The organism is Candidatus Nitrospira bockiana (assembly GCF_965152565.1).
This window is the reverse complement of the sequence record NZ_OZ224215.1, coordinates 2,850,376-2,863,199: the sequence shown is the minus strand read 5'-3', so window position 1 is coordinate 2,863,199 and position 12,824 is coordinate 2,850,376. Positions and strand designations below refer to the sequence as shown.

16 protein-coding genes are annotated in these 12,824 nt (G+C 60.8%); 13 read left to right on the top strand and 3 right to left on the bottom strand.

The genetic code is table 11. The features are described 5' to 3' along the window. Positions 1 to 14 precede the first annotated feature (14 nt). From ACWHYV_RS14015 to ACWHYV_RS13990, 6 genes are read left to right on the top strand one after another with little or no spacing between them, the layout of a single operon-like run. The gene (locus ACWHYV_RS14015) at positions 15 to 1,178 is read left to right on the top strand and encodes a substrate-binding domain-containing protein (protein WP_447977112.1); all 1,164 of its coding nucleotides are present in this window, start codon (positions 15 to 17) and stop codon (positions 1,176 to 1,178) included. Next, complete coding sequence (modA, locus tag ACWHYV_RS14010; protein WP_447977111.1) at positions 1,175 to 2,002, top strand: molybdate ABC transporter substrate-binding protein; 828 nt, start codon at positions 1,175 to 1,177, stop codon at positions 2,000 to 2,002. Before ACWHYV_RS14015 ends, modA (ACWHYV_RS14010) begins: the two co-directional genes overlap by 4 nt. A gap of 6 nt (positions 2,003 to 2,008) precedes the next feature. Then, positions 2,009 to 2,686, top strand: coding sequence for a hypothetical protein (locus ACWHYV_RS14005; RefSeq protein ID WP_447977110.1), 678 nt, complete (start codon positions 2,009 to 2,011; stop codon positions 2,684 to 2,686). Positions 2,687 to 2,732: 46 nt separating this feature from the next. Next, positions 2,733 to 4,514, top strand: a complete 1,782-nt coding sequence (locus ACWHYV_RS14000; protein WP_447977109.1) for a porin — start codon at positions 2,733 to 2,735, stop codon at positions 4,512 to 4,514. 28 nt (positions 4,515 to 4,542) lie between these two features. Then, positions 4,543 to 5,340, top strand: a complete 798-nt coding sequence (modA, locus tag ACWHYV_RS13995) for a molybdate ABC transporter substrate-binding protein (protein WP_447977108.1) — start codon at positions 4,543 to 4,545, stop codon at positions 5,338 to 5,340. Between the two features lie 5 nt (positions 5,341 to 5,345). Continuing rightward, the gene (locus tag ACWHYV_RS13990; protein ID WP_447977107.1) at positions 5,346 to 5,657 is read left to right on the top strand and encodes a hypothetical protein; all 312 of its coding nucleotides are present in this window, start codon (positions 5,346 to 5,348) and stop codon (positions 5,655 to 5,657) included. A 90-nt stretch (positions 5,658 to 5,747) separates the two neighbouring features. Here the strand turns inward: ACWHYV_RS13990 and ACWHYV_RS13985 are convergent, their stop codons facing one another. Beyond that, entirely contained in the window at positions 5,748 to 6,167 is a 420-nt protein-coding gene (locus ACWHYV_RS13985; protein WP_447977106.1) for a hypothetical protein, read from the bottom strand. Positions 6,168 to 6,313: 146 nt separating this feature from the next. Here ACWHYV_RS13985 and ACWHYV_RS13980 point away from each other — a divergent pair, with 146 nt between their 5' ends. From ACWHYV_RS13980 to pgm, 6 genes are all read left to right on the top strand, one after another. Beyond that, positions 6,314 to 6,517, top strand: a complete 204-nt coding sequence (locus ACWHYV_RS13980; RefSeq protein WP_447977105.1) for a TOBE domain-containing protein — start codon at positions 6,314 to 6,316, stop codon at positions 6,515 to 6,517. Between the two features lie 70 nt (positions 6,518 to 6,587). After that, complete coding sequence (gene modB, locus ACWHYV_RS13975; protein ID WP_447977104.1) at positions 6,588 to 7,298, top strand: molybdate ABC transporter permease subunit; 711 nt, start codon at positions 6,588 to 6,590, stop codon at positions 7,296 to 7,298. After that, on the top strand, positions 7,253 to 8,413 hold the full coding sequence (locus ACWHYV_RS13970) for an ABC transporter ATP-binding protein (protein ID WP_447977103.1): 1,161 nt from the start codon (positions 7,253 to 7,255) through the stop codon (positions 8,411 to 8,413). Before modB ends, ACWHYV_RS13970 begins: the two co-directional genes overlap by 46 nt. A gap of 145 nt (positions 8,414 to 8,558) precedes the next feature. Beyond that, complete coding sequence (locus ACWHYV_RS13965; RefSeq protein ID WP_447977102.1) at positions 8,559 to 8,762, top strand: hypothetical protein; 204 nt, start codon at positions 8,559 to 8,561, stop codon at positions 8,760 to 8,762. A 6-nt stretch (positions 8,763 to 8,768) separates the two neighbouring features. Beyond that, positions 8,769 to 9,029, top strand: coding sequence for a type II toxin-antitoxin system RelE family toxin (locus ACWHYV_RS13960; RefSeq protein ID WP_447977101.1), 261 nt, complete (start codon positions 8,769 to 8,771; stop codon positions 9,027 to 9,029). A gap of 86 nt (positions 9,030 to 9,115) precedes the next feature. Then, the gene (pgm, locus tag ACWHYV_RS13955) at positions 9,116 to 10,765 is read left to right on the top strand and encodes a phosphoglucomutase (alpha-D-glucose-1,6-bisphosphate-dependent) (protein ID WP_447977100.1); all 1,650 of its coding nucleotides are present in this window, start codon (positions 9,116 to 9,118) and stop codon (positions 10,763 to 10,765) included. Between the two features lie 116 nt (positions 10,766 to 10,881). On the opposite strand, the gene ACWHYV_RS13950 is transcribed toward pgm, so the two are convergent. Together ACWHYV_RS13950 and ACWHYV_RS13945 are read right to left on the bottom strand one after the other, a co-directional pair. Further along, entirely contained in the window at positions 10,882 to 11,283 is a 402-nt protein-coding gene (locus ACWHYV_RS13950) for a hypothetical protein (RefSeq protein WP_447977099.1), read from the bottom strand. Between the two features lie 111 nt (positions 11,284 to 11,394). Further along, the gene (locus ACWHYV_RS13945) at positions 11,395 to 11,745 is read right to left on the bottom strand and encodes a cupin domain-containing protein (RefSeq protein WP_447977098.1); all 351 of its coding nucleotides are present in this window, start codon (positions 11,743 to 11,745) and stop codon (positions 11,395 to 11,397) included. Between the two features lie 193 nt (positions 11,746 to 11,938). Between ACWHYV_RS13945 and ACWHYV_RS13940 the strand changes: the two genes are divergently transcribed. Next, positions 11,939 to 12,490 carry a hypothetical protein gene (locus ACWHYV_RS13940; RefSeq protein WP_447977097.1) on the top strand — a complete coding sequence of 184 codons (552 nt, stop codon included), beginning with the start codon at positions 11,939 to 11,941 and terminating at the stop codon, positions 12,488 to 12,490. Positions 12,491 to 12,824: the final 334 nt, after the last annotated feature.

Sequence of the window (12,824 nt, the reverse complement as noted above, 5' to 3'; positions counted from 1 at the left end):
GATATCCAAGCGGCATGCCGACAGCGGAGGCCATCGCGATGAACCCGCCGATCGACAATCGCCTGAAGGCGCAACGAACGGCCAAGGGCCTCTCGCCGTCGGAGCTCGCCAAACGAGCGGGGATTACGCGCCAAGCGGTGTATGCCATCGAGGCGAACGACTACCTGCCCACGACGGCCGTCGCACTGCGGCTGGCGCTCGCCCTGGGATGCCGGGTGGAGGATCTCTTCAGCCTTTCAGCGGGCGGTGATGAGATCGACGGCGAGTTTGTGGGAATGGCGCCGGCCCGGCCCGGGATGCGGGTCAAGCTCGCGACGATCGGGGACCGGATGATCGTGCGCCCGGTCGCCGACCTTGGCGATGTGCTCAACTTCACGGTGCCTGCCGATGGCGTCCTGACCAGCGCTCCCGCTCCATCGAAGGGCCGGGCGATGCGGGTCCGGGTGCGGCTTTCCCATGAGCGGCCGGCTGCGCACGAAACCGTGGCGGTGGCCGGGTGCGATCCGGCCATCGTGCTGGCGGGGGAATATCTGCGCCGCCGCCGCGCACATGCCGAGGTTCAGGGCTGGACGATGGGCAGCGAGGCCGCCCTCGATGCGCTCAAACGGCGTGAGGTGCATATCGCCGGTTTGCATCTTCTCGATCCACGGTCAGGTGAACCGAACCTCCCGTATCTGCGACGGCACCTTCGAGGGCTGGACGTGCTCGTCGTGACGTTCGCATCCTGGGAGCAAGGGTTGCTGGTGGCCAAGGGCAACCCCAAAGGCATCCGCGGAATCGACGACCTGGCGCGCGAGAACGTCATGATCGTCAATCGCGAGCCGGGCGCCGGGGCGCGATGGTTGTTGGATGCGAAATTGAAAGCGGCCCATCTTCCGGCTGCGCGAGTGCGCGGCTACGGTCATACCGTCTCCTCGCATCTCGCCGTTGCCCGTGCCATCGCCGAAGGCCGGGCTGATGCCGGCATTGGTCTTCGGTCGGCGGCCTTGCTCCGAGGGCTCGAGTTCCTGCCGCTCCAAGAAGAGCGGTACGATCTCGTCGTTCCAAAAGCCTATGTCTCTACCCACACGGGCATCGCGTCGCTGTTGGAGACGATCGTCAGCCTCCCCTTCCGCACTGAGATCCAAGCGCTCGGCGGGTATGATACGCGGGAAACTGGGAAGGTTCGGGAACTATGAACATGTCGGCCCGTCTCGTCATGGCCTGCTTGTTTCAAGCCCTTTCGCTGATGCTGGCCCTGATCGTACCTGCACGGGTAGTGGCTGGCGAGCCGCTCATCATCGCTGCCTCGCCGAGCCTCAAAGAGCCGCTGGAAGTCTTGGGCCGCGCCTATGAGAACAAACATCCCGGCGTTGATGTGAAGCTGTACTTCGATTCCGGCTTGGACCTGCGCCGAATGATTGCCGGGATGGAGAACACAGGGAAGTCCTTCATTGGATCGGGACCGATCCATCTCATTGCCCCCGGCGGGGATGAATTACTCGATCGTATGGAGCAGAAATATTACGTCCTGCCTGGAACGCGCCGCGCCTACCTGTCCGTTCCCCTCGTCCTCGTTGTGCCGGAGTCATTAGTCGACGCACCTGCTTCATTCGATGCGGTGATCGATGACAAGGCAAAGCGGATTGCCGTCGCAGACCCATACCGTACACAACTCGGTCTGGCAACCCGACAGTTCTTCGAGGCACTCGGTGTCCAGGAGGCGATCAAGGAGCGGCTCGATGTCGCCACAGATACTCGCGGCGTCCTTGATCATCTCCTCAGCGGGCAGGCGGATGTCGCCATTGTGTTTGGATCGGAAGCGGTGAAGGAACAACAACGGGTGCGCATCGCTGCGGTCATGCCTCAAAAAGGATACCGGCCGGTCATCCACTCGATGGCGATGGAGCGCTACTGCCCTAACCGCAGGCTTTGTGAAGACTTCCTGTCATTCATTCAGACGAGTGATGCACAAGCAGCGCTGAAGAGATTGGGATTTATATCTCCGGCTGAAGGTCGTTGAGCAGCCATGAATAATCGGTGCCTGACCCCCATCGTGCTCATGAGCGCCTGGCTCGTTGTGACCCTGGCCGGCTGTATGCGGTTGCCATACACCACGCAAGTACTGCATGAGGACCGTCGCGTGAGGATGACACTCGAGCGGGAAGTAATGCCGTCCGGATATAGCCACCCTCTGCACGTCAGCCCGGCCGAAGTCGCGAGTATTCTGCGCGGCTTTTCAATCCGTGAGCAACAGCGCTTACCGTTGCGCTGGTTTGCCGAGGAGGCCCCGCCGAAGCCGCTGTTTCGGGCTGATGAAATAGAGGCGCTCGCGCCTTATCTTGCGGACGCACTGTCGAAGGCGGGGCCCGACGAGAGAGCGCACTTTGAAGTCATCGCGCCCGGGTTCAATCCCAATATGCGGAACGACGTGGTGGGAGGATGGGTGGCGGTGCGCGATCCATATCTGTATCTCACAATGGAGTATTTTCACACCCAGATCCCGACCAGAAAGTCGGATCTCTACGACTACAACTATCCCACTCCACCTCCTCTGCCGAGAGAATACCTTCTGTACTTCGAACCAGGTCGGTTCTGGATAACGGACCAGAGAGGTGAGCGCGCCCTGGACTACCGCGAGTTCCTCAAGTCGGCGGCGAGTGGGCCGGGCACAACGGCCCCAAACATTCCGGCCGGGACACCTTAATACCCTTCATAGATGCTTATCGCTCGTTCGTGGAGGCTACGATCGCATGGCATTCATTCCCGGAGTTATACGGATCTCGTCCGTTGCTTGCCGCAGGGTGGTCTTGTCGGTTGGTCTTGTGTCAGCCCTCTGCGCTGTTTGGGAATTATTGATCCCGTGTGAGCTTCTCGCGGTCGAAGCGGGGAGATTGATCGAAAAGGATGGAAAGTATGTATTTGTTGAAAGTATGGACCCGGCCGTCAAGCTCATGCTGGATCGTTCGCTCAAAAGCGGTCTGATCACGCAGGAGGACTACGATCGGGTCATCAGGGAATCAGAGACGAGGAATTACTTGCTACAGCCCAGCTTCAAGGCTTGGTATGACCGCGGCTTTAACTTTTCCATGAACGATAACGCCTTCTTTATGAAGGTTCGGGCACGTTTCCAAGTACGCTATACGCAGCGATGGAGGAATGATGCATGGCGCAGCAGCGGTGACTCCAAGAACTTTCCGGAACTGCTCGGTGTGTTCGGCGACTACCGATCGAATCGATCAGAAAATGAAGCCTCATCATTTAACCTACGGCGCGCGCGTTTTTACATGATGGGGCATCTGTTCAACCCTGATTTTCGCTACTACATTCAGTTGCGCGGTGAAACGGCTGAAAACTCTCAATCACCGGGCTTCCTCCAACTCTTTGATTTCAATATGACCAGCACGCACTTTAACTTGGCGCATGTTCAGTTCGGGCAGTACAAAGTGTACTTCAATCGCTCGCAGATCAATTCGACCGCCTCGATGCAATTCGCGGAACGAGCGTTGGTTCAAGATGCGTTCACCGCGAGTGGGCTTGATCGTCGCGACATCGGTATCACCGTCATGAATGACGAAGAAGTCTATCCCATCAACTACTACTTCGGCGTCTTCAACGGCGCAGGTCCGAGCTTCAATCGCCTCGGCACATTCGGCAGTGAAGAGCCGACGGTTGGATGCCCGGGTGGGCAGACAAGCGGAAATCCTTTTCCCTCACCCGCCGGCTGTCCGGTGAATCAGCGCAGTCTGAACTCGAATGTGCGGCTTGATGTGGATCGACTTATGTTCACGGGCCGTTTAGTGTGGAACATCATGGGGCGGCCCGGGTATGGCGAAGGCGACATGTTCTATTCTGAAACGCCTCAAATGGCCATCGGCGGAGGATATTCCTGGAACCCTGCCGTCAACACGAGCACGGATAATGCCTTTGTAGGGATCGACCTCGCCAACCTCAACTTCAGGCGTCAGATTGCCGCCTTTGGCAATGGCCGGCAACTCGGCTGGGGCATCGTGGACTATTCAACCTGGGCAGTGGATTATGTGGCCAAGTATCGAGGCTTCTCACTGCAAGCCGAATACTATTTCAAGACCGTGACACGCCACGAAAAGGGGCTGCCGTGTCTACAGCGAGTGTCCGCCACTGCCCCATGTTCGACGTTTGCACCGGGACAACTCGGGAATGCCAACGGCTGGTATGTCCAGAGCGGCTACTACCTGATTCCGCGAACGCTTGAACTCGCGGCACGGTACTCGTATTGGGACCCTGATACCCACGCAGCCAGCGACCTTGTCAAGCAGGTGGACGTGTCCCTGAACTGGTTTCTCAGTGGAACCTACGATCACCAGATTATGATCACCTTCTCCAACGTGGCAATGGGAATGGGCGGCTTCGCAATCGGTCGGAGTGCGCCGCTCCCGGCACAGGGGAACTTGAGTCAAGCTTCCTCTTTCCCTTCCGGGACCGTTCCTTTGGATGCAAACGCCGGGACGCTGATCGAGAATGCGGTTCGAATCCAGTATCAGATTTTTTTCTGATGAAGTTGGCAAGGCTGGAGGTTTTAGGATGATCCACGCACTCTTTAGATTTGGACGTATCATCGGTGCCGGTCTCCCGAGTGTGTTTCTTATGGTGGTATTGCTGACGCCGGTTGAAGGATTTAGCGAAGAGCTGACCATTGCCGCGGCATCGGATTTGAATTTTGCCTTCAAGCAGCTCGTAGCCGATTTCGAAAAAGCGACCGGAACGCATGTCAAATTGTCCCTCGGTTCATCGGGCAACTTTTATTCCCAGATCGAAAACGGCGCCCCGTTCGATCTGTACTTTTCGGCCGACATTCGCTATCCGCAGAAGCTTATTGAAGGCGGTCACGCCATACCCGGATCTCTCTATAAGTACGCAGTGGGCCGGATCGTCCTGTGGGTGCCGAGCCGGTCACCCGTTCCGGTCGAAAAAGGGTTGGAGGCTTTGACGGACTCCTCGGTGCGCAAGGTCTCGATCGCGAATCCCAAACACGCCCCCTACGGACGGGCAGCGCTTTCCACTCTCAATCACTTCAAGCTGTACGAGGCGGTGAAAGACAAGCTGGTCTTGGGGGAGAACATCTCGCAAGCCGCGCAGTTTGTGGAATCCGGAGCGTGTGATGTGGGGATTATCGCCTTGTCACTGGCGATGGCGCCGACCATGAAGGCAAAGGGCAAGTATTGGGAAGTGCCGGCTGATGCCCATCCGTCGATCGAGCAAGGCGCCGTGATCCTGACGCGTTCGACGAATCAAGAGGCAGCCAGAGCCTTTTTACAATTTTTGAAGGGGCTTGAGGGGCAGGAGGTCATGCGGCGATATGGGTTTGTGCTTCCCCAATGAAGATCATGGCACGAATGCTCATGACGCTCTCGGCGTGCTTCATGATTCCACTGACAGGATGTGCGCAAGGAGCACGGCTGGTTCAGGACAATGAAGCGGGCGGCATCGTGATGTTCCTCTATCAAGAGGATCGAGGGGGACCGGCGTTTTCGAAGTATCGCGCACAGGCGTTCGAGATCATGAAGCTGAAGTGCCCGGACGGCTATACGATCGTTAAGGAGGGGGAAGCCCGAGGAGGGGCCATCTCGAGCATCGAAGGCAGGGAGGATCAAGTCACTCGGCGGTGGGCGTTTCAGTTTCGATGCAAGAATCCATGAGGAGCTGTCATATGAGCATGGAACATGGCACCTTACGACGAGGTATTCCAGCCGCTCTATGCTTGGCCGTGGTGCTGATTGCTTTCGTCTTCAGTGCCGGTGCACAAGCAGGCGATTCTTCTGCTCGACGTGCCGGATTGTCGTGCGGGATTCCGCCTTACTCTGGAAGCGCATGGGGACGATCTTGAAGGAGTTCGGGTCGAGACGGCCGATGTGGCGAAGTATGAACGCTTCTTCTCGCAGGTGCTCCACGCCCAGGAGATAATACGGATCAACCACCCGCAAGTCGACCATATTCGAGGCTATTGGTATCGCGGTCTGCTCATTGTTGTTCGGCAAGACGTGCGGACGCCCCGGCCGTCCGGCTGGGTTCAAATCAATTTCGCCGTTGACGATGTCGGCTCGATCCAACGAGAGCTCGAACAGGCGTTGCAGGAATCGGGTCTCGAAGAGTCTGACCAGAGGCAAATCGTGCGCCTTCGGCTGAAGCCGGATGTGCCGCGGACTCATTGCCGGGCTATCCGACTGGAGGTCGGTGGCCCGGAAGGATTTATGATCGGGCTTGACCAATTCAAAGAAGGGAGCTGCCAGCGCGAGAGTCCCGAGAAGCCGGTAGACAGTCAGCAGGATGTTCCACCTCACGAGAGGAGGTCGCCATGAAGCTCAGCGCGAGAAACCAATTTCAAGGGACGGTGACCCGGATCACCGAGGGACAGGCCATGGCGGAGGTGGCCGTCAAGGTCGGCAATTTGGAATTCATTGCCGCGATCACCGAAGGATCCGTAAAGAATATGGGGCTCAAGGTCAATGATTCCGTGATGGTCGCTGTCAAGGCGACGGAGGTCATGATCGGCAAGTAGGTGTGTTGCTTTTCCGCACTCGCCTCCGTACCATGCCCACCCGTCGAGGCGGCACAGTGTGAGGCGACCGATGAACTGGACGGCGATCAGTGTCACCTTTCAGCTTGCAACCCTGACGGCGCTGATTCTCCTGATCATCGGTCTCCCGCTGGCGTACTGGTTGAGCTTCTCTCAGTGGCGGTGGAAATTCCTCGTCGAATCGGTGGTCGCGCTCCCGCTGGTGCTGCCCCCCACAGTCCTGGGATTCTATATCCTCGTGGCCATCGGCCCCCGCAGTCCTCTGGGTCGGCTCTATACCTCGGTGGTCGGTCACCCGCTTCCTTTCACGTTTGAAGGGTTACTGTTCGCCTCGGTCCTGTACAGCCTACCGTTTGCCGTCCAACCGTTTGCCACGGCCTTCGATCAGGTGGATCGGCGCCTGGTGGAAGCCTCCTGGACGCTCGGCGTGTCTCGCCTCCGGACGTTCTTCAAGCTCATCGTCCCGTTGTCGGTTGCGGGCCTGGTGACCGGGTTCGTGCTCAGTTTCGCCCACACGCTGGGAGAGTTCGGCGTGGTCTTGATGGTGGGCGGCAATATCGAAGGGGAGACGCGAACGGTGTCGATTGACATCTACGACGAGGTGCAATCCCTCAACTACGCCGCGGCCTCGAAGACCGCCTTGTTCCTGCTGATCATCTCGTACGCGGTGCTGCTCGTCGTCTATGCGATGAACCGCCGGGTATGGGGTCTGCGCCGATGGGAAGAGCCGCCGTCCGACTACAGGGCGCCGGCGACGCCGTGACGGGTTCCTCGATGGCATCCGACGTGACCGTCGACATTACCAAGGCGTTTGCGAATCGGTTTTCCGTGCGCGTCCGATTCGACATCCCGCTCACCCCTCCCTTGGTCTTGATCCTCTTTGGTCCCTCGGGGTCGGGAAAAACGACCGTGCTCCGCTGCCTGGCGGGCTTGGAGCGGCCGGACCGCGGGACGATCCGCTGCGGCGATGACGTCTGGTTCGACGGAGCCTTCCGGATCTGTGTCCCGCCGCAACGGCGACAGGTCGGCTATATGTTCCAGGACTATGCGCTCTTTCCAACCCATACCGTCTCGGGCAACATTGCCTACGGTCTGCAGGGACTCTCGGGCGTAGAGCAGCAGCGCCGGATCAGCGAGGTCATCGCCCTGCTCGGCCTCGAGGGCATGGAAACGATGAAGCCGACGCAGCTCTCCGGGGGGCAACAGCAACGGGTGGCATTGGCGCGAGCGATCGCACGGCAGCCGGCGCTCTTATTGCTCGATGAGCCGCTGTCCGCCCTGGACCTGCCCACCCGGATCAGATTGCGGGGGGAGCTGCGCGACCTCTTGCGCCGGCTCGCCATCCCGTCGGTGGTCGTCACCCATGACTGGGAGGAGGCCCTGGCGCTGGGGGACCAGATGGTCGTGCTGAAGGAGGGACGAGTGCTGCAGCATGGCTCCCCCCGGCAGATCTTCAACCTTCCGAAGGACGTGGAGGTGGCCAAGATCGTCGGGATGGAGACCGTCGTGCCAGGGCGCGTGGCGCAGTGTGCCGAAGGACTCGTCACGGTGGAAGCCAACGGGGTGAAGCTGCTCGCCGTGAGCCAGGAAACGCAGGGCGCCGACGTGTTCGTCTGCATACGAGCGGAGGACGTGGTCCTCGAACCCGTCGGCGGCGGGACCACGAGCGCCAGAAATCATGTGCCCGCGACCGTCCAAGACATCACGTCCATGGGTGCCCTGGTTCGTGTGGATCTGGATTCGGGATTTCCACTTTCCGCCGTCGTCACGCGCTCGGCACTCGACGATTTGCATCTGGCCCGCGGCGTCAATGTGGTGGCGGCCATCAAGGCCGGCGCCGTGCACCTGATTCCGCGCCCGTCGCGGCCGCCCGGGTAGGATCGTCCAACAACCCTCGTTGGGGGGCGGCTTGCCCCTCGCAAAAGCTTGGAGAACGATGTCAGCCGCGTGATGGTTTCAGGCTCCCGTTCATTCTGCTACCATACAGGCGCCGAGCCATCCGCAACCATTCGGTGAGGATGTCATGAAGATCTCCGATCTGTCTTTGGATGAGCTGAAAGAGCTGGTGAAGGGCCTCGTGGATGACCGGCTCCGAGACCTCTTGGGGGACCCTGATCTCGGGCTGCCGTTGAGCGAGACGCTCAGGGCCCGGTTGAAGCGCTCGCTGGCCTCGGAGACCCGCGTCACGGGCGAAGAGGTTGCCGACAAGCTTGGACTGCGGTGGTAGACCGCCATGCCCTGGTATCGGCTGGCCTTTGCGCCGGACGTCATCGCTGATCTGGCGCCGCTCGAGAAGAGCCTCGCACAGCGCCTGTTCGACAAGGCCAAATGGCTCGCATCGAACGCCGGGAATCTTCGGCACGAGCCCCTCGCGCCCGATCTGTCGGGGATGGCCAAGTATGCGGTCGGCGAGTGGCGCATCTTCTACACGATCGATCGCACGGAGCACACGGTCCACATTCTCGGCATCGTCCAGCGCCAGGACCTTGCCTGACGGCCTCGCGTACAGAAGGCGAGCCGTGAAGAGCAGTGCGCGTTCCCATACGCGGATCAACGCCGAGTCGATCGAGGAGTGCAGTCATGGGCGTCCATCCTTTGGCCGGAAAGCCGGCGCCCGCTTCGATGTGGGTCAATATCCCGAGGCTGATCACGGCTTACTTCAGCGAGCGGCCGGATCCCGCGGTCCGTGAGCAACGTGTCGCGTTTGGCACCTCGGGTCACCGTGGATCGGCGTTGAGGCGCAGCTTCAATGAAGCGCACGTGTTGGCCATCGCCCAGGCGATCTGTGACTACCGGAAGATACAGGGCACGACCGGCCCGCTCTATCTGGGCATGGACACGCATGCGCTCTCGGAGCCGGCGTTCGGCAGTTCCCTGGAAGTGCTCGCGGCCAACCAGGTCGAGGTGAGGATCGATCGGGATCGCGGGTACACGCCGACTCCGGTGATCTCCCACGCGATCCTCACCCATAATCGAGGCCGGGCGTCCGGATTGGCCGATGGCATCGTCATCACGCCCTCGCACAATCCTCCCGAGGACGGAGGGATCAAGTACAACCCGCCGCAGGGCGGGCCCGCCGACACGCAGGCGACCAGGTGGATCGAAGAGCGAGCGAATGCCTTGCTTGGCGCCGAATTGCACGGGGTCGCACGCGTTCCCTATGAACGCGCGCTTCGCGCGGCGACGACCCACCGGCACGACTACGTCGGGGCCTACGTGGAGGACCTGCAGGCGGTGCTCGACCTGGACGCGATCAAATCAGCCAAGCTGAAGCTCGGGGTCGACCCGCTCGGCGGCTCCGGCGTCGCGTATTGGCAACCGATTGCGGAGCGGTATGGGCTCAGCATCGACCTCGTCAATCCGAGCGTCGATCCGACCTTCCGCTTCATGCCGCTCGACTGGGACGGCAAGATCCGCATGGATTGCTCCTCGCCGTATGCGATGGCGAACCTCATCGCGCTCAAGGACCGGTTCGACGTGGCGTTCGGCAACGATGCGGACAACGATCGGCACGGGATCGTGACCCCTTCCGCCGGCCTCATGAACCCCAACCACTATCTGGCGGCCGCCATTGCCTATCTTTTTGAGAACCGCCCGGGATGGAAGCGGGCCGCCGGGATCGGAAAGACGTTGGTCAGCAGCAGCCTCATCGATCGGGTGGCCGGAAAGCTCGGACGTACGCTCGTCGAAGTGCCCGTGGGGTTCAAGTGGTTCGTGGACGGCTTGCTCGATGGTTCGCTCGGGTTCGGCGGCGAGGAAAGTGCAGGAGCCTCGTTTCTTCGTCGGGATGGGACGGTCTGGTCCACTGACAAGGACGGCCTCATCATGAACTTGCTGGCGGGAGAGATGACGGCGAGGTGCGGCCGCGATCCGGCTCAGCTTTATCGCGAGCTGACGAAAGAGTTAGGGGAGCCGGTGTACGAACGGATCGATGCGCCCGCCACACCGGACCAGAAGGCCGTTCTCGCACGGCTGTCGTCCGAGCAGGTCAAGGCGACCGAATTGGCCGGGGACAAGATCGTGGCGATGCTGACCACCGCTCCCGGCAACGGGGCCGCCATCGGCGGATTGAAGGTCGTCACCGATCAAGGCTGGTTCGCCGCCCGCCCGTCCGGGACCGAAGACGTCTACAAGCTCTACGCAGAAAGCTTTCGCGGCAGGGATCATCTGCGCCGGATTCAGGAAGAAGCCCAGGCGCTCATCGCCCGGGCGCTGGCTGGGTCGACGTAGCCACCTTCACTTCACTGGCACGCCCCGCTATCCGCGCCGGTCGCCACAGAAGGGTCCGGGTGTGTGAGCCCCTCGCTCACGATCGAAACTGTCGCCGAGGTTGCTCCGCGTGATGCTCATCGTTTCGCCTCGGGCGGCGGCCAATCCATATCGGCTTGGCGGCCACAGTAGAAGCAGGAGAGGCGGTAGCGGGCGCGGCGGCGTGGATTTGGTAACGACGTGAACACGATCGGCGTCTCATCGAACGGGCAGATCGCCTGTAAGTGCAACAGGTGCGCTTCGGCCATGGCCAGCAACGAGGCATCATCCCAGGGCGGCTCTTGCGGACCGCGTCCCTCCAGCCGTGCCGTCCATCCACAGGACTGGCAACGGCATTGGAAGCTCTTCACGCGATCGTAACTCTGTGACAGATCCAGCGTCTCCACCGGCCCGGCGCAGCCGGGCGTGCCGCAGGGCACTGGTTCGTGCTGAAGGGCGGCCACGAACTGCTCATGGGCGGCGTGCGTGTGCTTGCTCATCGTGGTGCGTGTCAGGATGAAACCGCGCCCATTTGAGCTGTGGCCTCGCGGTGAGAAATAGCTCGGTGGCCGTCCATTCAAGAAAGGGGTTCGGATCTCGCGGTCCTGGCGTCACATGCGGCACTGGTCTTTCGATGGAATGCAACAGATCATTTGAACGGAAGTCGTGGGGTCGGCGGCAAAGCCATGCAGCTCGTTGGGGGCGATGTACACCGAATCTCCGGCCTTGAACGGCGTCTCTCTCCCTTCCGTCTTTACCCGTCCCGTGCCCGAGATGATGTAGACCTCATGCTCCCACGCATGGGTATGGTATGGCGTGCTCGCGCCCGGCTGAACGTCGAACACCCGCATGGCGAAGGTCGGGGCGCCGTCCCGCACCGTGATCATTTCGCGGATCTCGACGCCCTCCGGGACGCCTTGATAGGTGGTCGGGGGGACCTCTTCATAGGACTTTTTGACCATGGCTGCCTCCCTTGCGAACGCAGCGCGATGCTAGCATGTGCTCCACCGAGAAAAAAGGGGAGACTCAGAGGATCCTGGACGCCCTCGCCGCACCGTCCTTCATCCTTCACCGACAGCGGCTCCTGAGCCAGCGTGCTAAGTAATGTGGTTGGGCCCGTCTGTAGGCTGAATGTCGGGGCCCAAGGAGGTCCACGTGGTGCACGCGTTCTTGATCCTTCGAACCGTGACGGCGGCCTGCAGCATCGCCTGCATGCCGGACCATGACGTGAACAACGCCTTGTTCCATGGCACGCTCCTCGCCAGCACGAGTCCCGTGATCGCACGGTCCGGCCCGGCAGGGCCCGTCGAGATCGAGGTCGCAGTGAACGGGAAGCCATTGCGAGCGAAAGGGGCCGGGGAATGCACCCATGAACCGAACGCCTCTATTTACAGCACGCCGGCCTCGCTGTGGCGGGTGGAATACAGCGATCCCGAGGGTGGTGACCTGCAGTACCTCAGCCTTAGCGTGTGGCAGCTCAAGAAGGTGGGTGAAAATCAGATGTCACTGTCGTTGCGCACCGGGGCGAGGTCTTATTCGATTGCCACGGTCAAGGGCGGCCGACTGGTTGGAACCGGTCAGGTGACGTTTCGAGCGAACAAGCCGGGCGGCCGATTCGAGATCCGCGGGAGCGATGCACAGGGGGCGACCATCGAGGCCAAGATCTCCTGTCCGACGTTCGGGAGCATCACTGCCGAGGGCGGCTGAGCGGCACGGCCTGTCTCCGGGATAACGACCCGATCCCAAGGCATAAGCAGGAGTGCGGACAATGAACTGCTTGTGGAGGCTGCCGTTCTTTCCAGACAGAGTCGCTTCCCGTGCCGGCCGTGTCATTCCAGTGATCATAGCGATCTGGATCATGTTCCCGCCGCCGGCATCGGCCGATTGTGTCAATGGTGCGCGCGACGTCACTGAAGAAGAGAAGGAAACGACGGTTCGCGTGTTGACGGCGCTGCGCAATGCGTTTCCCGCAAACTCTCCGAGGCCAAGCGCTTGATGCCCGAGGAACAAGCCCGGGTCGCCGATATCGATCGACAAATCG